Origin of the sequence: Streptomyces sp. NPDC057565 (assembly GCF_042801455.1) — a bacterium.
Taxonomy (GTDB): Bacteria; Actinomycetota; Actinomycetes; order Streptomycetales; family Streptomycetaceae; genus Streptomyces; species Streptomyces yanii.
The window spans coordinates 135,530-157,317 of record NZ_JBHVFU010000014.1 but is presented as its reverse complement, the minus strand read 5'-3'; the positions used below and the strand labels follow the sequence as shown (position 1 = coordinate 157,317).

Genomic DNA, 21,788 nt, shown 5'->3' with positions numbered 1-21,788 from the left:
GGGCGAGCGGATCACGCGGATTGCGCGCGGGTCTGGTCATGGTGCGTCGGCCGAGGGCAAGTTGACGCGCCGTACACGCAGTCGCGGACGCCAGGCGTGCTGGGGCACCTCGGCGTACATGCCTGACTCCGCCAGCTCGCGGTAGAACCACTCGATCCCTCGAGCAGGCGCGGCACCGCGCTGGTCAACGCCGGGCTGGGGTGGGCGCAGCCGGGCCTGTTCGGCGAGCCGGAGCAGGCCCGGGTGCTCCTCGGGACGCATAAGCAGGGGCGCTCCGGGTGCGGGAATGAGGCGGGTGAAGCGGGCTGCGGCCCGCAGGAAGACGGTCGCCCAGGCAGGCACGGGGTGGATGGCGCAGCCGTCGATCTGCCCGAGGGGGTCGTGCAGGGCCAGGGTGGAGGCGTCCTCGCGCCAGTCCGCCAGGCGCGCGCTGCCCAGTTGTTGTCCGGCGGCGCCGGTGAAGACTGCAGCGGCCAGCGCTGCTGCCAGGCGAGGGTGCGCGGTGACGTTGTGGATGCGTCGGGTGATGTCCGCGGTGGTCTGAGACGAGCGTGGCCGAGGTCGGGTCCGGTACCGCCACCTGATCGGGGGCGGGTGGCATGCGATGCAGTGGTCTTCCCCGTCCCAGTCCGCCAGCCGCTGGAGCGCCGGCACGGTGATCCAGCGTCCGGCGGCCCGCGGCAGCGCGGCAGGGTGGCCCGGGCCGGGTACAGCTGCCCCGGTCCCGGTGAGGAGGTCGCCGGCGGCCGAGGCATGGACGAGCGTGTGGGGCACTTCGGTGAGAGCGTCGCGCAGGGCGGCGGTCGGGCGGGAGCGGTGGCACACCAGGACCAGATGCGCTGCGGTGAGCGTCCGCAGGTCGAGCAGGCGTTGCAGGCGGGTACGGGTGAGCAGGTGAGCACGCAGGACCGTCAGGCGTCTTACGGGGATCGCCGCCAGCCAGGCCGTGACAGCCTCCCACACCGGGGCGCGTGAGTCCGGGAAGCCTGGGAAGTGTGCGGGTTTGCCCAGCGCCGCCAGGAGATCGTGGGCGAAGTAGCGGTCGCTGGTGGTGCCCGGGGCAGGATGGACGGTGACGCGCCCGGCTGTCGGGGCGTGCCCGGCGAGTGCCGCGCGGGTGACGAAGGCGTCGTCACTGGGGTCGAGCAGAACGGTGGGGTCAGGAAGTATGTCGTTCACGGGTCGTGGGCTCTTCAGTCGGTACCGAGTCGCGGCGGTCAGATTCGGGCGGGTACGGGAAGATCACGGCCGGGTGCGGCAGCCGAGCTTGCTGAAGACCCAGCGCAGCAGGTCCCGGTTGACCTCGAGACCGGGGGTGGCCTGAAGGGCCCGCCCCAGGTGGTAGGTGATCTTGGCCCAGGTGCGGAAGACGCCGTGGGCGGCCACGTCGTCGCAGTACAGCAGGTCATCAAGATCCACGCCGTGCCACACCGGGTGGTAGGCGGGAATCGTGGTCAGGACCTCCTCGCGGGTCAGCGGCCTGAACTCCTGCCAGATGTGCACGCGGGAGGCCAGCATGTCCTTACCGGCCAGGACCTCGTAGGTGTTGCCGCCGCCGACGAAGACCACCGCGATGTCGGTGTACAGGTCGTCGAACAGGTGCCGGAAGTACTCGAAGGACTCCTCCCGCAGCCACTGCGCCTCGTCGCAGACCAGGATGCGGAACTGATCGGCCAGCACGTCCTTGAGAAGGGTGTCGAACGCGGTCGGCTGCCTGGGCGGCTTCCCGGGCAGCCCGAGCACGTTGAACAGGTTGTGACGGATGTCCAGCACGGTGGGCCGGCCGCGGAACTCGATCCGGCGCGTTGCACCCGGTGCCAGCTCCCGCAGCGAGGCGTTGACCGACATCGTCTTGCCCAGCCCCGCCGCCCCGTAGACGCACATCATCCCTCGGGCGGCGATCACCTCCCCGAGATTGGCCAGTGTCTCCTTCAGCGCCGTCGTGCCCATCACGTACGCGTCGGGCAGCGACAAGTAGTGGTCGGCGCGCGGCGGCGGGAGCGGGCCGCGTCGCGGGCGGGCCAGGGATGGGCGGGCTGCGGGTATGACGTTCATCGCGGCGCAAGCGTGCTTTCGTTGTCGGCAGGGGCAGCAACAAAGTCGCTGTTCGGAGCGGTCCATGACGCGGGCAGCTGGGCGGGCAGCGGCAGATAACCGGGCAGCGCCACCTCGACCAAGTCCTCGGCGGCAACCGTGCGCAGATGCACCTCGGCCTCCACTTCGGTGACCGTGCCGAGCACCTCGGCAGGTGTGCCGCGGGTAGCGGCCGCGTAGCGAGTGGCGCGGTCCTTCTCCGCCGCTGCCAACAGCCGCTTGAGCCGGTCGGCCTCCCTGGCGCGAGCCCGCTTCATCTCACGGATCTGCTCCGCACTCGCCCGGTTCGACAGGTACGCCGACCCCAAATGCCGCCCCGTTATGGCGTCGTAGACCTCGATCTCGTGCTCGTGGTGCGGCATGTAACGCAGCCGCACCTTCCGCCCCGCCTGCCCGGTCATCCACGCATCGACGTAATGCCGGTTGCGCCAGCCCACCCCCTTGCCGGTAAGAGTGCGCACCCGGCCGTCGTCCTCGAGGGTGAACATGTGCAGCGCGCCCGGCTCCGCATCCTCGACCGGGGTGAGATCCCCCTCCCACGCCGCCTGCGGGGTACGGCCGGCAAGCGAGCGGGGCCGGTGCTCGGTGTTCCACCAAGCCACCCACTGCCCCAGCAGCTCGACGAACGCCTCCAGCGGCAAAAGCCGCTGCCCGGCGGCCGGCTTCTTGCCGCCCTTCAGACGCGGAGCAGCGGTGTAGCCAGGCAGAGAAGCGAAGAACATCTGCTTCGCCGCCTTGTTCAGGGCTTCCACGGTGCCCTTCAGATGCGGGCTGTAGCCGGGCAGGTCCACCACCGGGACCGCGAACGCCCCGAGTGCCTCCCCCACCGTTCGGGACAGGAAGTCCTTGCCGCGGTCCACCCGCACCGCCCCCGGCAGGCCACCGAACGGGCCGTGCTCCCCCTCACGCGAGATCGCATCCCGCAGCGCCACCAGCACGGACTCCCGGGATGGGACCTGCGCAGTCACCGCGAACCCGCAGATCACCCGCGTCGCACAGTCAATGAACCAGGTCACCCACGGACGCCCCGGACGGCCGTCGATGTCCACCTCGACCTTCACCTGGACGTGGTCGGCCTCCCACACCTCATTACGGTGACCGGCAGGGCGCTGAAGAAACACGTCATGATCCCGGCGGGCAGCCTCACCACCACGCATCCCCGCCCGCAACCCCGCAGACACATCCCGCGCAGCCGCCCGGTACAACGTCGCCAAAGACGGCACCGACCCACCACCGGCCGCGGCCGCCTCGGCCGTCAACTCCCGGTGCAACGCCGCCACGCTCCCCCGGTGGAACGCAAGCCGACGGGTCAACTCCGGAGTGAGAGTGAACCGGCAGCGCTCAGCCCGCTCCAGACGGCCGTCCACGCGAGCCACCGCCAGCCACCGGCGCACCGTCCGCTCCGACACCCCCAGCGTGTCAGCAACCATCCGCCGATGACCGGCCGTCAACTCCCCCCGTTCGGCGAGCGCCAGCAGCCTGCGCACCGCGACCGGCCGCAACACCTCAGCATCCGCCACAGCCCCCACCAACACGCTCTCCCACCACAACGAACATCCGCGGCCCACCAAAAATGATCAAGAAGGGAGACTACTCCATTGGAGCGTTCATCCTGTTGACCAGCCGATTCTCAACCACTGACCACCCACCCTCACCTCACTGTCCAGCCCCAACGCCCTCCCCCACCAACCCAAACACCCCGTAAAACAACGCCAATCAGCCACTCAGCCGCATCCACCCACCTGGACACCGAAACGAGAATCCCGCCGGACAACAACACGAAAACTTCCACCAAGGGGTCCGCGGTCGATATCGTTCAGGCAATCGGCCGGGCACTGCGCCAGAAACCCGGACAGGGCAAGATTGCGACACTGATCGTGCCCGTTTTCCTGGCACAAGGTGAGCGGCCGGAAGACATGTTCACGTCCTCTTCGTATCGCCCCTTGGTAAAGGTCCTTGAAGGGCTCCGGGCACACGATGAACGTGCTATCGAGATGCTCGCCATTCCGCAGGAGAACCAGAAGCAGGCCGTTGATCCGTCGCAAACCATCGGTCCGGAGCCAGAGGAAGGCGAGGAGGAGTCACGGCTGCTGCTCCGGTTCGCAGCCCCCAGGGATCCCGTGATGATCGCGAAATGGGTCAAGTTCCAGATCCTCGACACCGAACGCCAGGACTGGACCCGCGGATACGACACCGCCCGCCGCTACCAGGAGCGGGAGGGGCACCTGGACGTGCCCTACGAACACCAGGAAGGCGCCTACCCCCTGGGCAGGTGGCTGTCCGACCAGAGGCGCGCCTACCGGGCCGGAACCATGCCCAGCACCCGCGCCGACGAACTCGAGGAACTCGGGATGGTGTGGGATACCGCCGACACGGCGTTCGCCGAGAACCTCGCTGCGGCCCGCGCCTACTACGCCGAAGCCGGCACCCTGGCCGCTCCCCGCCACGCCACCGCCCTCGACAAACCCGTCGGACAATGGCTCACCAACCTCCGACGCCCTGACGGCCTCGGCAAGGACCCCGAACGCGCAGCACGGCGGGCCGAGCAGCTCGCCGCGATCGACCCCGACTGGAACCCCAGGGCACTGGGCTGGACCGTCGACTGGCAACGCCACCACGTCGGCCTGGGCGCGCTCCTGGAAGCCGGCGGGAAGCTCGAGGAGATTCTGCCAGGCGTCACCTACCGCGGCGACGACATCGGACGCTGGCTCACCCGGCAGGTACGGGACTGGGCACGGCTGAACCCGGAGCAGCAACACCGCCTGGGCAAGGCGGGCGTGAAACCGGCTGCACGGACCCACAAGGCTGCAGCGCGAACCAGCGCGAAGGCTGGGGTAGGGAAGGGGTCCGACGCGTTCACGCGGGGCGTAGCAGCCCTCGCTCAATACATCCAGCGCGAGGGGAAGACCGTGGTCGGACGACAGCACGTCGAGCAGCTCCCCGACGGCACCTCAGTCCGACTGGGCGTCTGGCTAAGCAACCAAAAAAGTCGGCGCGACCGGCTCAGCGAGCAGCAACTCGCCGCCCTCGCCAACCTCGGATACCACTGGGCGTAGAAAGAATCGCTGCTGTCCGTCGTCGTGAACATCCGCAGCATGTCGGCAGTGATGGTGCCTCCCGAACTGCTGTCTAAACGCTGCCCCCTGTCGCGTACAAAGCCACGCGGCTGTCAATTCAAGGTCGTACGCAAGCCACAGGGGGTCAATCAGCCCACGGGCAGCACAGTAGGCCACCAGCCAGGAACGCCCCCGAGGGGGTGCATGACCCGCGTGGTCACGGCTGAGATCGGATCACCGCGACGCAGCACAGCGCTGCAAGGGCCACAGTCGCGGCCGCCGGCCCTGCGAGGGCCTCCGCGGCGGAGGCAGGCAGGATACGGTCGGTCGGCAGGACAGCGTCTTTGGGGTCGAAGACCATCGCGAGGCGCTGGCCCGGGCGCGCGGTGGCGCCGCAAGTACGCCAGGCTTCGGTCGGAACCGGGGTACCGTCAAGGAGACGTACCGAGCAGGAGTTCTTGACGTACTCCCGTCCCTCGTAGCGGTGGACATGGACCTCGGTCACCACCACCGTACGGCTCTCGCCGCGCGCCGCGAGGACGGCCCGTACGGTCGCGCCCGGTATCCACCAGGCGAGCGCCCCGCCGAGCAGGGCAACTGCGCCGACCAGGACACGTCCCGCGTTCGTCGAGAAGAGATACCAGGCGGTGGCCAGACCCACGACGACACCGGCCACCGAGCCCACCGTGTCGAAACCGGTCAGTGTGCCCGCCACTGAAGCACCTGCGAGCAGGCCGGCGGTTACGAGGCCCACCGCGACACCCTCCACCGTCAGCCGGGTGGGGGGGCGTCCAGAGAAGTTCGCCGGGCCCCACAGGAACGCGCCGTCGTAGGACATGCTGATCCATTCGTCGTTCGTAAACGTGCGGAAGGGTAACCGCCCGGGGGTACGGGCGCGGTGGCGCTGGACCGCCTCAGAAGTCGTAGCAGGCGTAGGCGCCGTCGGGCCCGCGGGCGATTCTGTCCGAGCCCCAGCAGTGGAGCATTGGCCCAACGCGGTACAGGGCGGCGCCACCGGCCAGCAGGACGAGGACGGCGAGCACGGCGGTCACGATCCGCATGGCCATCACCCGCCGTACGAGCCACCAGGCCCCGGCGAACTCGGGGTGAAACCAGCCGTACGGCCCCAGAAAGCATCGACGCGCGCCAACGCGAAAACTGGGGCGGCGAAGGGCTCCGACGCGTTCACACGGGGCGTCATGGCCCTCGCCCAGTACATCGCCCGGGAAGGAAGGAGCGTTGTCGGAAGGCAACACGTCGAAGAACTCCCGAACGGCACATCGGTGCGGCTGGGTGTGTTTCTGAGCAACCAGAAGAGCCGCCGCGACAAGCTCACCGAGGACCAGCTCAGCGCGCTGGCAGCCCTCGGGCTGGAATGGGCGGTATAGCAGCCGAAGTCGAGCGTCTCCTGTGCGGGGGGTGCCCCTATGTCTTTGGTCAAGCTGGTCGGGTGTTGGTTCGGGGCGTCTGGAACGATGTGTCTGTGCATGCTGATGATCAGGTTGGGGAGGGTGTCCCCGCGGAGCTCGCGGCGTTCCTCCGGGATGCGGTCGACGACCGCCCGGTGAAGATCGCTCCTTCCGTCTGCGAGGGGTGCGGCGGTCGTGTGTTCTTCGTGCTGGTCAACGCGTCCGGGGCGGAACGGGAGTGTTCGGGCTGCGGCAGCCGTGCGTTCGTCGCGGACAGCGAGGAGTACTGGAACGAGGAGTCCTGGGAGGACGACGAGCCCGGTGCGGCCGGCTGCCCGTGCGGGAGCGAGGAGTTCGAGGCTGCGGTCGCGTTCTCGCTCGGCACCGACGGAGCGGTCCGCTGGGTGACCGTGGGCCTGCGGTGCATCAAGGATGGGTTCTGCGGGGTCTATGCCGACTGGAAGATCGACTACGGACCGACGGATCACCTGCTGACCATGGTCTAGGTCTGCGGAGCGACGGCATATCGGTGCGGCTGGGTGTGTTTCTCAGCAGCCAGAAGAGCCGGCGGCTGGGCGCGGCGGCCCCGCCCGGCGCGCAACACAGTGGCAGGGCCTGTACCCCCGAGCCGCCACTGCTCGGCTCGACAGCGCTGGAAAACTGAAGAAGCGCGTGCCCGACGTGCCGGTCAGGGCCGTGCCGGCACGTCGGGATCGGCAGCGGGTTCTTCGTGGCGACCGAGTGGCCCGGCGAGCGCATGAAAGACGCCGTTCAAAGCTGTCACCGCATGCCATGTCGGGACACGGCGGCGCCCCCGTGCGCAGCTCGCACGGGGGCGCCGTGAAGAGGGCCGGCATCAATGCGACCTGTACGCGTGCCCCTTCGCCACGAGGAACTTGACGGGCAGTTGGTGACCCTTCAGCTGGATCGCGTGGTGCTGCCGGCCGCCGTGGCGGATCTTGGTGGACTTCCCGTACTGGTCGAACTTCCCGTACTGGTCGAACTTCCCGTACTGGTTGAACTTCCCGTACTGGTTGAACTTCTCTTGCTTGCAGTGATGCTTCGGGCCGCCGTGCGGGGAGGCGGCGCTCGCGACGGTCGCCGATCCCGCGAGCACCGAGATCGCGGCGACCGCGGTGACGACAGCGCGCTTGATGGTGAGATTCATTGTTCGTTCGTCCCTTCCGTGCCGGGCGTTCCGGCGCGGAATCACGATGTCCCGGGACCTCGTTCAGAGCGGTCTTGCCAGGAACAGCGGCGCGCCACCCCGTCGGTACTGCATCCGGGCGCCCAGCATGAGGATCCTCTGAGAAGACTTCGCCCGAAGGGAACCATAAGTCGGCATGGCGGGTGAATTTCTCTCATCTCCCTTTCATCCAGGAAGTTCTGGCGAACTCGGGAGCACCGCTCAACTTCACTCCGACGGGTCAATCGCAGCCGGTCCTGGAGACACGCGCGGCGTCCTCGGAGACCGACCAGTTGCTTCCCCGCTACAAGCAGGCCGTGCGCCAGATGCGATCTCTCGATTTCGTGTCAGTACGCGACCTGCGCCTATACAGCCCGGTGACAGTACCGACACCCCGATCTCTCATCTCATGACAGTGGCAGCACATCCGGCGAGCCCGACATATGACTCACTGACCAGTACATCCAGGCAACACCCGGGGAACCCGCCACTGTCACACCATTCACTGACACGAAACCGAGAGATCGCACGCTGACCGCGCCCCGCCACGCCACCGCCCTCGACAAACCAGTCGGACAATGGCTCACCAACCTCCGACGACCCGACGGACTCGGCAAGGACCCCGAACGCGCCGCACGGCGCGCCGAGCAGCTCGCCGCGATCGACCCAGACTGGAACCCAGGACAACTCGGATGGACCGTCGACTGGCAACGCCACCACACAGGCCTGCGCGCACTCCTCGAGGACGGCGGAACACTGGACGAGATCCTGCCCGGCGTCACCTACCGCGGCGACGACATCGGACGCTGGCTCGCACGGCAGACACGGGACTGGACACGCCTGAACCCCGAACAACAACACCGCCTGGACGAACTGGGCGCGAAACCGGCCGTACGGCCCCAGAAGACCGCAGCACGAACCAACGCGAAGACAGGGGCAACGAAGGGCTCCGACGCGTTCCAGCGGGGCGTAACAGCCCTCCAGCAATACGTTCAACGCGAAGGCACCACTGTGGTCTCGCGGGCCCACGTCGAGCGCCTCCCCGACGGCACGGAGCACCGCACCGGCATCTGGATCAGCAACCAGAAAACCCGACGCGACAAACTCAGCGAGCAGCAGCTCGCCACCCTCGCCAAGCTGGGAGTGGAGTGGGCACAGTGACAAGCGCAGCAGGCGGCGAAGCCGGACACGTTTCGCATTCGTGGCACACCGACATCACGTATCTCCCGCTCGCAGGCGGGGAGTTCCTCTATCTCGCGACCGTGCTGGACTGCTTCAGCCGTAAGGTCGTCGGCTGGTCCATCGCCGACCACATGCGCACCGGCCTGGTCGCCCACGCACTGCGGATGGCAGCCTCGACCCGTGGCCGCCTGGACGGCGCCGTGTTCCACTCCGACCACGGAGCGCAATACGGATCCCGGGCCTTCGCCGGCCTCTGCGACCAACTCGGGGTCACACGGTCGATGGGCGCGGTCGGCACCAGCGCCGACAACGCGGCCTGCGAAAGCTTCCACGCCTCCCTAAAACGCGAGCCCCTCCAAGGCGCCCACGACTACGGCGACTCCAGCACCTGCCGCAGGACCGTCTTCACCTGGCTGACCCGCTACAACACCCGCCGCCGACACTCCGCCAACGGCCACCTCAGCCCCAACGAATACGAACACCGACACCACACCGCTAAACTCACGCTCGCCGCGTGATCAAAAACCGCGTGCCCACCTTCACGGGGGAAGGCCCCAAGGCCGTGATGACTTCGCCCTGCTCACGATCACACAGGCAGCCAGTCCGGCCACCATGGGGGCGCATTGTCCGGAGCGCAGGCACTCACGCTGACCGGGTAATCGGCTGGAGCGTTCAAGCTCGCCATGAGGACCCAGTAGGCGCACAGCGTAGCGAGTACAGCCACCGCGGAGGCGAGCAGCAGGCCCCTTCCGGCGAGCACCCCGAACGCGATGGCCCAGATCAGTGCGACTACGACCCAGACGGCGAAAAATATGGGAATTAAGGACCAAAAGTTCGCTGACGCGTTGATTCCTATTTCGCAATCGTTCCAGGCCCTCGCAAGCATCGTGGTTCCACCGTAGGCGGCGATAACCCCCATAACGGGACCAAGAAAGCAACCGACAAGGCGGCGGGCGGCCTGCGAATCTCCGGACAATTTCTGATTCTCCATCCCGAACGGGTTGTCGGGTGCCCCACCGTGTGGGGCACCCGACTCACTTCCTATTGATCAGAAACTCATGGGGTTCTCGTCCGGGAGGAGCGGCTGCGTGGTGAGCGGATGGGGGCGTTGCAGGCCGCGTTGCTGGAGACGATGGCGGTGCACCGGCTGCAGTCCGCCGTCGTACTCGGCGAGCAGCGCATTGCGCGGTCCGACGCTTCACGGGATGAACTTCACCTCTGGGAAGGCCGCGCTCGGGCCGTCGAGCAGATGTCCCCGGCGGTGTCGCAGGTGCAGGTCGAAGAACGCGAGCGGGTAGGCCTGCTGGATCCGGACCGCCCGAGCCGGATCGAGGGTGCCGATCATGTCCTGGATCTGCTGGTTGGTCATGCCGAGAACCTTGCCCGCTTGCGGGATCAGTGTCGCGTCGTCGCCGTACGACTTGTGGATGGCCCCGTCGGCCTGAATGTTCAGCCGCCAACCGCGAAGGTGCGTCCAGAGCTCGGCGACATCCGGCATGGCGGCCCGGGTGAACGAAGCAGTCATCATCATGAACGGCCGGTCCAGGTCGGTGGTGATGGTCGGCTGCATCGGGCCGTCGATGCTGAGCCCGGCGCCAACGCGCCTGTCGGCGAGCATGGTGAGCGCGGTGGCGGTGCCACCCTTCGACCAGCCGAACGCCCCGATGCACTGCGGGTCGAGGGCGCCGAGCAGGCCCTGGGGCAGTGGCCTGCCGTCGACGTCGGGGTTGTGCCCGCCGGCAAGGCCCTCGACGACGTCGAGCACGAACCGGAGGTCCATGGCGAAGTCCCGGGGCCCCAGGAACGGCGGGACCTCTGCCGGAACGGTGAGCCGGCCGTCGGGGAACTCGCTGAACGCGTCGTACGTGTGGTCGACGGTGACCACAACGTAGCCATGGCTGGCGAGTTCCTGGACCATGATGGTGTGGTCGCCGCGATGGCTGCCCGAGCCGTGCGAGTACACGATGACGGGCAGGCGGTGGCCCGTTTGGTGCACGGGTGCGCCCACGTGTGCGGCGGTGAGTGGGCCGAGGGCGGGATCGAGGGGGAAGCCGACGTCCGTCAGGAACGCCCGCAGCGCACCCTGGGTCATCCAGGGGGCACGCGGCAGGTCTTTCGTCTTGCAAGCGGGGTAGCAGACGCTGGCCATCAACTCGCGGTGATGCCCCGGGCCGGCAACAGGATCCGGACGTGAGGTGTCGACGAGGTGGAGCGGCACCGTGCCCACCGGGTGCGGTCCGGTGGGCCTGGGCAGCGTGAGCTGCGACGGACCGGGGGCGGTCGGTGCCGCCCACGCCTGGCGCGGTGCGCTGATCGGCACGGCGGCCCCGACCCCCGCGGCCAGCGCGGCTGCGAGCATGCGACGGCGCGTCAGGTCCGTCGTGGTGAGCGGTGTGATGGTCACGTGTCCTCCCCAGTTCTTGGACGGTGTTAGGCATGCTGTCCGGGTTCTCCGGACGTCGGCGGGAGCCGCTCACGGCTCACCACGGTTCGCCGGGGTCCGGATCAGGACTCCGGGGCTGAGCTGCCTTGCTCGATCTGGTGGATGAGGCGCTTGAGCTGGGTGACCTCGTCCTGGAGCGCACGCTCGCCGGCGGGGGTGAGGGAGAGCCAGGTGCGGGCACGTTTGCCCTCGTAGCCCTTCTCGATCTCCACCAGCCCGGCCTTCTCCAGCACGGACAGATGCTGGCTGAGGTTTCCGGCAGTGAGGCCGAGCGCCTTGCGCAGGAAGCCGAACTCGACCCGGCGCGCCTGGTGGGCAACGGTGAGGATGCCGAGGCGCACGCGCTGGTGGACCACGTCGTCCAGGCCGGTGGCGGGGTGCTGCTCGGGCTGATCGGTCATGACGCGTTGCGCCTGCCGGACAGCTCGGCCAGGCCGAAACCGAGGGCGCCAAGCAGGAGAAGCACGCCGGGGACGCCGAAGGTGGGCAGAGCGGACCACGGCGAGGTGAACGGGATCCCCGACCAGCCGGTGGTGAGCGGCACCAGCTCGATGGCCAGGTACACCACAGCGAGCAGCAGCAAGGCGCGGCTGCGCTCCACCCAGGCCAGCACCAGCAGCGGCAGCCCGACAGCCATGGCGTTCCCGGCGAGCCGTTCGAGGAACCTCGTCACCCCGGAAGTGGGGTCGAGCTGCAGGCCCCAGAAGTCGAGCGGTTCGCCGAGCTGTGGCACCCCGTGGCGCAGGCTCCACATCGCGGTGGCACTCGCCAGGGCGACCAAGACGATCCCAGTCAGGACGTAGGGCCGGACCCGGGTCCCGACACCGCGGTTGCGGGAGCGGCGAATGTAGAAGAACGCCGTCGCGGCGTAGGCCAGGGCGAGCCCGAGGGGCCAGTAGACCGCCGAGCCCTGCGTGACCAGGGTGCAGCCGCTGCCCGCCGCGGCTTCACCCGCCGGGCAGGCAACGGTCTCGACCTTGAAGGTGAAGCGGCCCACCAGGATCCCGCCCAGTGTGAGCACGCCCAGCAGCAGGAGGGGGAACCAGGTGCCGCGCTGCGCGGCACGGACCCGGCGGGTCAGGTCGCCGAGGCCCGCGAGGACTTCGTGGGGAGTGCCCGGAGAGGGCGTCGATGCGTCTGCCATGCCATAAGCTTTGCATTACAAACCAGTTATGACAACAAATCTATCCAAGATCAGGTCCGGGAAACCCGGTGGTCTGAGGTCGACCGTAGCGCTCCACAATGGCTTCACCGGGCCTGACCTCGGGGAACGCGCCCGTCCAGCGGTCCGGCAGGATCAGGCCTCGTGCTCGTACGGATGCTCTATCTGGTCACCACGCGGATCTTCGCGTGGCTCGTTCTGATGTGTCGATCCTCCGCAGCGAAGGAGGTGGAGATACTGATCTTGCGGCACGAGGTCGCGGTGTTGCGCCGGCAGGTCGCCGCCCCAAAGCCCGGCCGGCCGGACCGGGCGCTGCTGGCCGCGCTCGCCCGGCTCCTGCCCCGGGTGCTCCGGGGCCACCGGATCGTCTCCCCGCGCACCCTGCTGGCCTGGCACCGGCTCCTCGTGAGGCAGAAGTGGACCCGGCCGCTCTCCCCGGGCCGCCCGCCACTGTCCGACGAGCTGCGCGACCTGATCATCCGGCTCGGTGCCGAGAACTCCCGGTGGGGGTTCCGGCGGGTGCACGGCGAACTGCGCCGGCTCGGGCACCAGGTCAGCGCGGCGACCGTCCGCCGCGTCCTGCGCGCCGCCGGGCTCGGCCCAGCACCGCGCCGACGCGCGGCACGCCGTGAGTGGACCTGCTTCCTCAAGGCCCAGGCCGGCGGCCTGCTTGCCACCGACTTCTTTTATGTGAACACCATCAAACTGCAGCGGCTGTACGCCCTGTTCGTGATGGAGGTGCGCACCCGCACCGTGCACGTCCCCGGCGTCACCGCCCACCCCACCGCCGCCTGGGCCACCCAGCAGGCCCGGCAGCTGCTCTGGCAGCTCGGCGACCGCGCCGCCGACCTCACCCACCTGATCCGGGACCGGGACGCGAAGCTTACCGACGCCTTCGACGCCGTCTTCGCCGGCGAGGGCATCACCGTGGTCAAGATTCCTCCCCGCAGCCCGAACTGCAATCCCCACGCCGAGCGGTTCGTACGCTCGGTGCGGGAGGAGTGCACCGACCGGCTCCTGATCTTCGACCGCGGCCACGCCGAGAAGATCCTCCACGACTACGCCCAGCACTTCAACCGGCACCGGCCCCACCAGGGCCGGAACCAGCTCGCACCTCACGACGACCCCGATGACATCCCCCTCCCGACGGCCCGGACCGAACATCGGCAAGCCATTGCCGGCCTGATCAACGAGCACCACCGCGCAAGCCGACCTACCGACAAACCATCAGGCCAGAGACGGTGAAGCCATTCTGGAGCGCTACGGGGCCATCTCGGTGTCCTGGCCCAGCCGGTGGGCGTCCACGTCCCCCGCGGTGATAAGTGCTTCGCGCAGTTCCTGAAGGGCGGCTTCGGGCCGCTGGCCGGTAGGGAGGTTCCCAGCGTCGGTCAACAGCCGCCGGGCGTGGCTGCGGACGGTCGCGTCTTTCCATGGCGCGGTGCTGGGATGAGCCACGAGTAGGGCGGTGATCTGAGCAGCCTGCTCGGTTCCGGGGTTTTCGGCGGCGCGCTGGGCCACGTCGTCGGCGTTGTCGAGCTGGGGGGTGTGGCGTGCGGAGGCGAGCGTGAGGTTGAGCCAGGTTGTCTCGTCCATGTCCATGTCTGCGAAGGCGCCCGCCCCTGCGAGGGCGCCGTCCGGGAGGGAGACCGTCAGCGCGGCCTGCCACAGGCTCACCGCCGTCGTCTCCGTCCCGCGTGCCAGGTAGGCGATGCGTTGCAGCAGCCAGGCGACGGCGGCCGGTCCGCCGTGCCGTCGGGTCTGTACGGTGAGTGGTGTAACTCCCGGGCTGGAAGCGACAGTTGATGACTGACGTGGTGAGTGACATCGAGGCCGGGGAGGCTGCTGTGGGTGGGACGGGTGCTGTGGATGACGGACTGGTGGCCGAGCTGGTGGCCCGGGCCCAGGCCGGTGGGGTGAAGCTCACCGGGGAGGGTGGTCTGCTGCAGCAGCTGACGAAGCGGGTGCTGGAGTCCGCGCTGGAGGGCGAGCTCACTGATCATCTGGGCCATGAGCCCGGTGAGCGGGCCGAGGGCGGCCGGGAGAACTACCGCAACGGGCACCGGGCCAAGACGGTGATCACCGAGTCGGGGCCGGTCGAGATCGCGGTGCCGCGGGACCGGGCCGGGTCGTTCACACCGCAGTTGGTCAAGAAGCGGCAGCGGCGTCTGGGCGGGGTGGACGAGATGGTCCTGTCGCTGTCGGCGAAGGGGCTGACGCACGGGGAGATCTCCGCGCATCTCGCCGAGGTGTACGGCACGGAGATCTCCAAGTCCACGATCTCCACGATCACCGACAGCGTGATGGCCGGCATGGCGGAATGGCAGAACCGGCCGCTGGACAGCGTTTACCCGGTCGTCTTCATCGACTGTGTGAACGTGAAGGTCAGGGACGGGCAGGTTGCCAACCGGCCTGTCTACATGGCGGTGGCGGTCACCGCCGAGGGGCACCGGGACATCCTGGGCCTGTGGATCGGCGACGGCGGGGAAGGCGCGAAGTACTGGCTCCAGGTGCTGACCGAGATCAAGAACCGAGGCGCGGCCGATGTCCTGATGCTGGTCTGCGACGGCCTGACCGGTCTCCCGGACGCTGTGAACACCGTCTGGCCTGCGACGATTGTCCAGACCTGTGTCGTTCATCTGCTGAGGAACAGTTTCCGTTACGCGGCCCGACAGGACTGGGACAAGATCGCGAAGGCGCTCAGGCCCGTCTACACCGCGCCGACCGAGGAGGCCGCCATGGAGCGGTTCCTGGAGTTCTCCGCGGAGTGGGGGGCAAAGTACCCGGCTGTGGTGCGGTTGTGGTCGAACGCCTGGGCGGAGTTCGTGCCCTTCCTCCAGTTCGACGTGGAGATCCGCAAGATCATCTGCACCACCAACGCGATCGAGAGCATCAACGCGCGCATCCGCAAGGCCGTTCGGGCCCGGGGACACTTCCCCAACGAGGCCGCGGCCATGAAGTGCGTCTACATGGCCCTCATGTCGCTGGACCCGACCGGCACCGGACGCAAACGCTGGACCATGCGCTGGAAGGCCGCGCTCCAGGCTTTCGACATCACCTTCGACGGCCGGCTCACCGCCGGACGCCGCTGAACAAAATCAACCGAGTTCCACCGTTCGCTACACAGACCCGGTGCCGCGGTGTGCTTGGCGATGCGGTCGAAGCCGTCGTAGGTGTACTTTTCCTGCACGCTGCCGTTGGACGAGACGGTGTCCAGACGGCCCAGCGGGTCGTAGTTGTACGTCGAGGCGACACCCGCTGTCGTCGTCTTCAGCAGCCGGTTGCGGTCGTAGGTGGAGGTCGTGGTGACCCCGCCGACCGTCTGCTCGCACCGTCCTCAGTGTCTGGTATGCCGGGTTATTGGCCAGCCCGCCAACCTGCGCCTGATCGTCGCCGACTGGCCCGGCGACAGCGCCGGGATGGCGGTCGACAGCTGGTTGCCGCTGGTGGTGACGTCTGGGCCGTCCGGGAGCTTCCAGGTGTAGGACAGCTCACGCTCACCCACCGCCCACGCGGAGGACGTGGTGTGGTGACCGTATCTACACCGTCCGCAAGCTCCTGCGGATGAACGAGCGTGGTCGCCTACTCAAAACCGTTGATCATTTCCGACCACATCGAGCGCTCAGCCTGGATCGAGACCGGATCGATTTCTCGGAATCGCTCGCGTACGACCTGACACAGCATCCGGTACAGTTCGTGGAAGTCCGGCAGCGGATCCTTGGAGCCGGATTCGCGCGCCGCCCTCCACGCCGCGCTCTCGGCCTCGTCGGCGGCTTCTTCCTGTTCCGTCAGAACACGCGACAGCCAGTGCCAGCGCCAGGCGAAGTCGACAAGGACGGTCACACTCGAATTGATGACCTCGTCTGGAACTCCACCCGGATGCAGATGGGCCAGCTGCGGAATCATCTCGCGATGCTCCGGCACGGCGAGCACCTGACCCGACCTCTCGCGCGCGACCACACGCACGTCGCCGCAAACAGCGATCACATAGCACCGGCCCTTGTCGCTCACGTATTCAGGCAGCTCACCCTCTTGGAACGCCGCACCGACCCCCAGGTATTTGTCCAACGGAATCGCCTGGGGAAGCCCGTGGGAGAGCAGTTCCTCTTTGGCCTCGGCAGGGATGTCCCAAGAACGCACTGCAGCAGGCGGAGTGACCGACAGCCTCCCGTTCTCGGTGAGGTCGTCCAGCTCGGCCTCGAGGATGCGCGCCACTTCTGAGCCCGCTCCCTGTGTATTCACGACACCTCCCGTAGAGCGACGGCCCGCCGGACAGGCCGGCGGGCCGTCGTGAACAGCATGGTCAGAGGGCGGCAACGAGCACGAACATACGCGCCGCCGCCCTCCGATTCACGCTACCCGGTGATCCATTCGTACGCCGACGCAGCGGGGTTCGAGACGAAGTCGTCCATGGCATCTCGAATCCTGGCCTTGTTGAAACCCGTGTATCCGGGGCCGTCAGGGTTCAGGCTCCACGAAATGTCATCCGCCGCGTTCTTGTAGCGGCCGATCCGCGCACCGCACAGGTTGGGAATCGAAGAGCACGGCTGGCGCTCGGAGTAGATGCCGGTCACATCGCCGGGCGAGATTCCCGCCTTGTCGATGTACGCATCCAGAACACGCTCCGAATGCCGGCTCCCCTCGTTCGCCGCAGCGAGATAGCGAGCGTTGTCGCCCGAGCCGATCCGGTACACGGCCACATTGCGTGCGGCCGCGATCCCGTTGTCCATGCGGGCTTGCATGGAGACCTGCGCCGACTCGGAGGCCTGGCAGTTGAGCGGAATCTGTCCACTGTTGTGGACGAGAACCGCGCTCTGACCTGCCAGCACATAGTACGTGTGGACGCCGTCGACGGTGAGGTTGTAGACGCGCTGGGTGCGGTGCGCCTCGTCGACCGCGGTGACCTGGACCCAGGTGCCCGCTGCCGTCTGGAGCCACGTGCCCGGCTCGAGCTCGCTGGCGTCGACCCACTTGCCGAAGTCCGGCAGCCAGAACGGGTGGTTGGCGGTTGCCGTGAGCTTGCTGGGCTTGGCCTTGCCGTTCTTGCCGTCGGGGTCGACGGTGAGGGTGACCAGGTGCTTGAGTCCGTCACCGACGATGGTGTCGGTAATCTGGCGGGCCTGGAGGTCGCCGGTCTCCGGGTCGGAGGCCAGGACGTACTCGCCGACCTTGAGGTCCTCGATGTTCTTCTGGGACCCGTCGGCCATGGCGACCTTGGTGCCGGGGACGAAGCTGTTCTTCTTCGCCCCCTTGGTGCAGGCTTTCTTGCCGCCCTTGACCTTGCTCTTGACCTTGTCCGTTGCCTTGTTGACCCCGGCCTTGGCCTTACCGGCGGCCTTCTTTGCCCCGCCCGCGACCTTCTTGCCGCCGGCCTTGGCCGCGCCCTTGACCGCGTCGACGGCCTTGGCGCCCTTCTTGGCCCACTTCGCGGCCGTGACCGCGTTGCCGGCACCGGGGATGGCCGCCGCCATCGACATGGCACCGTCGACGTAGTTGCCCTCCGCCATGTACCAGACGCCGTTGGCAACGTCCGCGACCTCACCGATCACCGGCACCATGCCCGCCACGTCCAAGGCCGCGTGGCCCACGTCCGAGAGGGAGATGTCGATGCCGAAGAGATGCCCGTCCAGCTCCACGAAGGAGATCGGGTTGCCGCCCGCGAACGCGTACCGGTGCGAATCTGCACCGGAAGGACACGCCGCGACCTGCAGCAACCTCACGAGTCGTCACCGCAAAAACTGCACCCCGATGTCACCACCACCCCACATCGCACGGCGAACCCCCAGCTCACCGCCCTGACACCAACGCTGGAGGGCACTGGTGTCACCAGCACAGAAACCGGTGACATTGAGATGCAGATTCGCAGGTGGCACCGCACCGCTGAGCAGAGAAATTTCGGTGGCCCCGGCTTGAAGGCACCCATAGCATCCGCCCATGACCGAAGACACCAGGATCGCAGGCAACGAGCACGACGCAGAGGCTGAAAGGGAACTTGCCTGGCGTGCCAAGGCTGTCGGTCTCGCGGCACTCGACATGGACGACGCCGAGCTCTTGCACGGTTGGCGGTCTGACCCCGTAACCGCCTACGAAATCGGCATCTGGCCACGCTCACTCACGGCCATGCGCGAGCGGATCGAGCGCGACGCTGACGACGACGCTCGCGACGACTTCCTCGTCCTCCTCCCCGACAGCACCCCCATCGGCCATATAGCACTGAGCGACCAAAACATCGTCAACGGCACAGCACAGGTCGAGCTGATGCTCGCCGCTCAGCATCGCGGGCACGGCCACGGCACCGACGCCCTCAACGCTCTGGTGGACTTGGCGTTCGGCGAACTTCCGATGCACCGGCTCACAGCAGAGACCCACACTGAAAACGCCCTCGCCCACAGCGTCCTCGCCAAATCCGGCTTCGTACACGAAGGCATCAGCCGCGCCGCCTGTTTCCATCGTGGCCGCCGCCACGACCTCGCCGTGTTCTCACTGCTCCGCCCCGAATGGGAAGGACTGAACCGACCTCGCGCTTGGGACGCCTGACCAGGCATAGAACACTTGCCGAGTCCCGGAGCAGCCTGCGCGATCGCGCAGCGCCTGGAGCTCATCCGCGCGGGCGGCGATCCAGGCGGCTTCGCGCAGCTCGGCTTCCCGGGCGGCGTCGGCGGCGAGCTCGCCCTGGTCGCTGGCCAAGCCCGCGGTGGCGGAGCCGAGAGAGGGCCGGATGGGCGGCCGCGCCGCGCGCGACCCGCGCCAGCGGGGTTTGGACGCATCCCGTTTCGGTGGTAAGCCGTGGCCACGGGCTGAGCGATCGGCTGGGATTGCTGGCCTGGCGCGAAGGCCGACGGGTGCAGGTTTCAGTGAGGCCACCTGTGGGCCTCTACTCGGCGTCCCGCGGGTGACCTTGGCGTGGCCCAAAACCGCCTTCGCGCCGGGGGCGAGGATGTCTCGGGCGTACGCCAGTGCCCGACTTCGTCACACCGCTGGGACTGCCCCTCCAGTGCCACACTGTTCCCGGAACACCGCAGCCTCGGAATCTCACAGCCCACCTCCTCCTAAGCAAATGCGCTTACTCCTCTGGAGAGAAGATCGCATTGCGCACCGTCACCGCCCCATTGTCAATGTCTGGAAGCGCCAGATCAACCGCTGAATTCAGCTCATCCTCAGACAAGACATGAAAACCACGGGCCGTCAGCAACCGAAATACATCGCGCTCAAAGTCCGATGAACAATCTTTCCGCGAGGTAACAAGGTCTGCACCTCCGTGACCATGCAATCTCTCAAAGGTTGCATACAACCCAACCATCGAAAGGCGAACGAAGTACAACCCATCCGGCTTCAGCACATAGCTGAAACACACGTCACAGTTGACGTCCGTATCGTCATTCAATTCAGCTACTTCACTCAGAGCATGGACGAGATCGCGGTAGGGCTGGCTCTGCTCAACGGCCAAGACGAAGGATCTCCGAGGTGCACCGATGTCCTCGTACGCGTTCTGGATATCTCGCGTCAGCTCGTCCCATGCCCGCCAAGGCCAGGGGGTTCTCGCTCCCATGGATCCACTTCCCTTCATGTCGCTAAGGGCTGTCCCGTAATCCCAGGAGGCTGAGGGTCATGCGGCGTCCGGGTCGGTGCCGATGGCGCCGGCCGAGCGAAGCGAACGCCCGAGCTCTTTGGTGAGGATGCGGGGGTGTCGCCGCCACCACCACAGGTCGGGGCCGGGCAGCCTGTGGAACTGGTCAAGTGCTTGGCCATCATCGTCCACGGTCGCGGCCTTGTACCGGTCGTCCAGGGATTTGATCTGCGGGGTCCAGAGCTGGACGATGTGTTCATCCAGCAGGAGCCACGCCTCGTGCAGCCAGTTCCGGCAGTACAGGTCGTTGGTGTACTCGTAGATGTCGTCGCCGTAGCCACGCTCGATGAAGCTCACCAGGGTGGCCCACGTGTTCACCCTCTCAGCGACTGTGAATGCCGTCTGCCAGCCGCGCTGGTGCAACAGCTCTCCCACCTCGGTTTCAGTAGCCACAGGCGCGAGGCTCTCACGCCGGGCCCGTCCGGACGAACGAGATATGTCCCGCCAGGGGCTGGCCGGACCCGCCCGCTCAGGTTGCGACAGCCGTCACTCGGCCGAATCTACCGGTCGTATGGTGGCTCGCCAAGCGCGTGAATGAGACGATTGACTACTTCACCGACAGTAAAGTCCCATCCGGTTAGGCGCTGTCCGCTCCAGTTAATCCCTACCCGGAAGTCATCCTTGGCCAGATCCGGCAAAGCCGCGCTTCGCCAATGATCCAGCGGCATTGGAACAGCTCGAAATTGAGGCCCCCATAGCTGAGCGGCGCGCTGCGCACGGGTCTTCGACGACCAATAGGGGAAAGCTGGTTGCCCAGAACTTGAGACCGGGGTCGGACTGCCGTCGTCGTCTCGAACCCACCAAACGGCACTGTCACGTTGGCCTGGCCCAGTGAGATGATCTTCGGGTCATCGTGGGAGGGGCTTCTCGTGGAGACCGCGCCGTCGTACAAGGGGCACCGGTATCCGGTGGAGATCATCTCCCACTGCGTGTGGCTGTACTTCCGCTTCCCGCTGTCGTACCGGGAGGTCGAGGAGCTGATGTTCGAGCGCGGTGTTGAGGTCTCGTACGAGACGGTGCGGCGCTGGTGCGCCAAGTTCGGCCAGGACTACGCGAACCGGCTGCGCCGACGCCGCCCGCGGCCGGGCGACAAATGGCACATGGACGAGGTCTTCATCAAGATCAACGGCAAGTTGCACTACCTCTGGCGGGCCGTCGACGCCGACGGCAACGTGCTCGACATTCTGGTGCAGAGCCGACGCAACGCGAAGGCCGCGCAGAAGTTCTTCCGCCGTCTGCTCAAGAACCTGCAGTACGTGCCCCGGGTGATCGGCACGGACAAGCTGCGCTCCTACGGAGCTGCCCACCGACAGGTCATGCCGTCGGTCGAGCACCGGAGTTCGAAGTATCTGAACAACCGGGCGGAGAACAGCCATCAGCCCACCCGGCAGCGTGAGCGTGCCATGAGACGCTTCACCTCGGCCGGGCACGCCCAGAGGTTCCTGTCCGCGTTCAGCAGCATCTCACCCCCACTTCAGGCCCCGCCGTCACCTTCTTGCCGCCCACGAGTACCGAGCCGAGATGACCGCACGCTTCCGAACCTGGAGGCAGGTCACCGGCTGCCCCGCGACCGTCTGACAACGGTCAGCGAACGGGCGAAGCACGCCCCGGCACACCTCAACACCAGCCGCC

22 protein-coding genes and 3 pseudogenes are annotated in these 21,788 nt (G+C 67.4%); 9 read left to right on the top strand and 16 right to left on the bottom strand.

Annotated elements, in window-relative coordinates; all coding sequences use genetic code 11:
- Nucleotides 1–36: 36 nt before the first annotated feature.
- The 3 genes from ACFU8W_RS24975 to ACFU8W_RS24965 form a co-directional block, all read right to left on the bottom strand.
- The gene (locus ACFU8W_RS24975) at nt 37–1,179 is read right to left on the bottom strand and encodes a hypothetical protein (RefSeq protein ID WP_384041151.1); all 1,143 of its coding nucleotides are present in this window, start codon (nt 1,177–1,179) and stop codon (nt 37–39) included.
- A 63-nt stretch (nt 1,180–1,242) separates the two neighbouring features.
- Nucleotides 1,243–2,055, bottom strand: coding sequence for an AAA family ATPase (locus ACFU8W_RS24970; RefSeq protein ID WP_384041148.1), 813 nt, complete (start codon nt 2,053–2,055; stop codon nt 1,243–1,245).
- Nucleotides 2,052–3,581, bottom strand: coding sequence for a Mu transposase C-terminal domain-containing protein (locus tag ACFU8W_RS24965; RefSeq protein ID WP_384041178.1), 1,530 nt, complete (start codon nt 3,579–3,581; stop codon nt 2,052–2,054). The genes ACFU8W_RS24970 and ACFU8W_RS24965 overlap by 4 nt, the downstream gene beginning before the upstream one ends.
- A gap of 507 nt (nt 3,582–4,088) precedes the next feature.
- Here ACFU8W_RS24965 and ACFU8W_RS24960 point away from each other — a divergent pair.
- Nucleotides 4,089–5,150 (top strand): helicase associated domain-containing protein, encoded by a 1,062-nt coding sequence (locus ACFU8W_RS24960; RefSeq protein WP_384041145.1) that lies wholly within the window; start codon nt 4,089–4,091, stop codon nt 5,148–5,150.
- Between the two features lie 217 nt (nt 5,151–5,367).
- On the opposite strand, the gene ACFU8W_RS24955 is transcribed toward ACFU8W_RS24960, so the two are convergent.
- On the bottom strand, nt 5,368–5,988 hold the full coding sequence (locus ACFU8W_RS24955) for a hypothetical protein (RefSeq protein WP_384041143.1): 621 nt from the start codon (nt 5,986–5,988) through the stop codon (nt 5,368–5,370).
- Nucleotides 5,989–6,064: 76 nt separating this feature from the next.
- Nucleotides 6,065–6,211, bottom strand: coding sequence for a hypothetical protein (locus ACFU8W_RS24950; RefSeq protein ID WP_384041140.1), 147 nt, complete (start codon nt 6,209–6,211; stop codon nt 6,065–6,067).
- A gap of 138 nt (nt 6,212–6,349) precedes the next feature.
- On the opposite strand from ACFU8W_RS24950, the gene ACFU8W_RS24945 reads away from it, so the two are divergent.
- Complete coding sequence (locus ACFU8W_RS24945) at nt 6,350–6,538, top strand: helicase associated domain-containing protein (RefSeq protein WP_384041138.1); 189 nt, start codon at nt 6,350–6,352, stop codon at nt 6,536–6,538.
- Nucleotides 6,539–6,633: 95 nt separating this feature from the next.
- Nucleotides 6,634–7,065 (top strand): hypothetical protein, encoded by a 432-nt coding sequence (locus tag ACFU8W_RS24940; RefSeq protein WP_384041135.1) that lies wholly within the window; start codon nt 6,634–6,636, stop codon nt 7,063–7,065.
- Between the two features lie 350 nt (nt 7,066–7,415).
- Here the strand turns inward: ACFU8W_RS24940 and ACFU8W_RS24935 are convergent, their stop codons facing one another.
- Complete coding sequence (locus tag ACFU8W_RS24935; RefSeq protein ID WP_384041133.1) at nt 7,416–7,727, bottom strand: hypothetical protein; 312 nt, start codon at nt 7,725–7,727, stop codon at nt 7,416–7,418.
- 480 nt (nt 7,728–8,207) lie between these two features.
- Here ACFU8W_RS24935 and ACFU8W_RS24930 point away from each other — a divergent pair, with 480 nt between their 5' ends.
- A complete protein-coding gene (locus ACFU8W_RS24930) occupies nt 8,208–8,906 on the top strand; it encodes a helicase associated domain-containing protein (protein ID WP_384041175.1) in 699 nt (232 codons plus the stop codon).
- Nucleotides 8,894–9,445: an IS3 family transposase gene (locus ACFU8W_RS24925; RefSeq protein ID WP_384041130.1), complete on the top strand. Its 552-nt coding sequence runs from the start codon at nt 8,894–8,896 to the stop codon at nt 9,443–9,445. Before ACFU8W_RS24930 ends, ACFU8W_RS24925 begins: the two co-directional genes overlap by 13 nt.
- A 680-nt stretch (nt 9,446–10,125) precedes the next feature.
- On the opposite strand, the gene ACFU8W_RS24920 is transcribed toward ACFU8W_RS24925, so the two are convergent.
- From ACFU8W_RS24920 to ACFU8W_RS24910, 3 genes are all read right to left on the bottom strand, one after another.
- Complete coding sequence (locus ACFU8W_RS24920; protein WP_384041128.1) at nt 10,126–11,331, bottom strand: alpha/beta hydrolase family protein; 1,206 nt, start codon at nt 11,329–11,331, stop codon at nt 10,126–10,128.
- 101 nt (nt 11,332–11,432) lie between these two features.
- Entirely contained in the window at nt 11,433–11,771 is a 339-nt protein-coding gene (locus ACFU8W_RS24915) for a winged helix-turn-helix domain-containing protein (protein WP_384041125.1), read from the bottom strand.
- Nucleotides 11,768–12,514, bottom strand: coding sequence for a hypothetical protein (locus ACFU8W_RS24910; RefSeq protein WP_384041122.1), 747 nt, complete (start codon nt 12,512–12,514; stop codon nt 11,768–11,770). The genes ACFU8W_RS24915 and ACFU8W_RS24910 overlap by 4 nt, the downstream gene beginning before the upstream one ends.
- A 162-nt stretch (nt 12,515–12,676) precedes the next feature.
- On the opposite strand from ACFU8W_RS24910, the gene ACFU8W_RS24905 reads away from it, so the two are divergent.
- Entirely contained in the window at nt 12,677–13,777 is a 1,101-nt protein-coding gene (locus ACFU8W_RS24905; RefSeq protein WP_384041119.1) for an integrase core domain-containing protein, read from the top strand.
- A 15-nt stretch (nt 13,778–13,792) separates the two neighbouring features.
- Here the strand turns inward: ACFU8W_RS24905 and ACFU8W_RS24900 are convergent, their stop codons facing one another.
- Nucleotides 13,793–14,206 carry a hypothetical protein gene (locus tag ACFU8W_RS24900; protein ID WP_384041117.1) on the bottom strand — a complete coding sequence of 138 codons (414 nt, stop codon included), beginning with the start codon at nt 14,204–14,206 and terminating at the stop codon, nt 13,793–13,795.
- 128 nt (nt 14,207–14,334) lie between these two features.
- On the opposite strand from ACFU8W_RS24900, the gene ACFU8W_RS24895 reads away from it, so the two are divergent.
- Complete coding sequence (locus ACFU8W_RS24895) at nt 14,335–15,621, top strand: IS256 family transposase (protein WP_384041114.1); 1,287 nt, start codon at nt 14,335–14,337, stop codon at nt 15,619–15,621.
- 53 nt (nt 15,622–15,674) lie between these two features.
- Here the strand turns inward: ACFU8W_RS24895 and ACFU8W_RS24890 are convergent.
- The 3 genes and pseudogenes from ACFU8W_RS24890 to ACFU8W_RS24880 form a co-directional block, all read right to left on the bottom strand.
- Nucleotides 15,675–15,755, bottom strand: a pseudogene (locus ACFU8W_RS24890) (hypothetical protein); the annotation flags it as partial.
- 356 nt (nt 15,756–16,111) lie between these two features.
- Complete coding sequence (locus ACFU8W_RS24885) at nt 16,112–16,744, bottom strand: SUKH-4 family immunity protein (RefSeq protein ID WP_384041111.1); 633 nt, start codon at nt 16,742–16,744, stop codon at nt 16,112–16,114.
- 140 nt (nt 16,745–16,884) lie between these two features.
- The gene (locus ACFU8W_RS24880) at nt 16,885–18,249 is read right to left on the bottom strand and encodes a polymorphic toxin-type HINT domain-containing protein (RefSeq protein WP_384041108.1); all 1,365 of its coding nucleotides are present in this window, start codon (nt 18,247–18,249) and stop codon (nt 16,885–16,887) included.
- A gap of 214 nt (nt 18,250–18,463) precedes the next feature.
- Between ACFU8W_RS24880 and ACFU8W_RS24875 the strand changes: the two genes are divergently transcribed.
- Nucleotides 18,464–19,066: a GNAT family N-acetyltransferase gene (locus ACFU8W_RS24875; protein ID WP_384041105.1), complete on the top strand. Its 603-nt coding sequence runs from the start codon at nt 18,464–18,466 to the stop codon at nt 19,064–19,066.
- 526 nt (nt 19,067–19,592) lie between these two features.
- Here the strand turns inward: ACFU8W_RS24875 and ACFU8W_RS24870 are convergent.
- From ACFU8W_RS24870 to ACFU8W_RS24860, 3 genes and pseudogenes are all read right to left on the bottom strand, one after another.
- Nucleotides 19,593–19,976, bottom strand: a complete 384-nt coding sequence (locus ACFU8W_RS24870) for a hypothetical protein (RefSeq protein WP_384041102.1) — start codon at nt 19,974–19,976, stop codon at nt 19,593–19,595.
- Between the two features lie 159 nt (nt 19,977–20,135).
- A complete protein-coding gene (locus ACFU8W_RS24865; RefSeq protein WP_384041099.1) occupies nt 20,136–20,549 on the bottom strand; it encodes a hypothetical protein in 414 nt (137 codons plus the stop codon).
- Between the two features lie 107 nt (nt 20,550–20,656).
- Nucleotides 20,657–20,956 (bottom strand): annotated as a pseudogene (locus tag ACFU8W_RS24860) (DUF2750 domain-containing protein); the annotation flags it as partial.
- Between the two features lie 36 nt (nt 20,957–20,992).
- On the opposite strand from ACFU8W_RS24860, the pseudogene ACFU8W_RS24855 reads away from it, so the two are divergent.
- Nucleotides 20,993–21,734: pseudogene (locus ACFU8W_RS24855) on the top strand (IS6 family transposase).
- Nucleotides 21,735–21,788: the final 54 nt, after the last annotated feature.

Coding starts and splice junctions, on each gene's coding strand:
- ACFU8W_RS24970 (WP_384041148.1), bottom strand. CDS start 2,055: ATGAACGTCATACCCGCAGCCCGCCCATCCCTGGCCCGCCCGCGACGC.
- ACFU8W_RS24960 (WP_384041145.1), top strand. CDS start 4,089: ATGCTCGCCATTCCGCAGGAGAACCAGAAGCAGGCCGTTGATCCGTCG.
- ACFU8W_RS24955 (WP_384041143.1), bottom strand. CDS start 5,988: ATGTCCTACGACGGCGCGTTCCTGTGGGGCCCGGCGAACTTCTCTGGA.
- ACFU8W_RS24950 (WP_384041140.1), bottom strand. CDS start 6,211: ATGCGGATCGTGACCGCCGTGCTCGCCGTCCTCGTCCTGCTGGCCGGT.
- ACFU8W_RS24945 (WP_384041138.1), top strand. CDS start 6,350: ATGGCCCTCGCCCAGTACATCGCCCGGGAAGGAAGGAGCGTTGTCGGA.
- ACFU8W_RS24935 (WP_384041133.1), bottom strand. CDS start 7,727: ATGAATCTCACCATCAAGCGCGCTGTCGTCACCGCGGTCGCCGCGATC.
- ACFU8W_RS24915 (WP_384041125.1), bottom strand. CDS start 11,771: ATGACCGATCAGCCCGAGCAGCACCCCGCCACCGGCCTGGACGACGTG.
- ACFU8W_RS24910 (WP_384041122.1), bottom strand. CDS start 12,514: ATGGCAGACGCATCGACGCCCTCTCCGGGCACTCCCCACGAAGTCCTC.
- ACFU8W_RS24895 (WP_384041114.1), top strand. CDS start 14,335: ATGACTGACGTGGTGAGTGACATCGAGGCCGGGGAGGCTGCTGTGGGT.
- ACFU8W_RS24875 (WP_384041105.1), top strand. CDS start 18,464: ATGACCGAAGACACCAGGATCGCAGGCAACGAGCACGACGCAGAGGCT.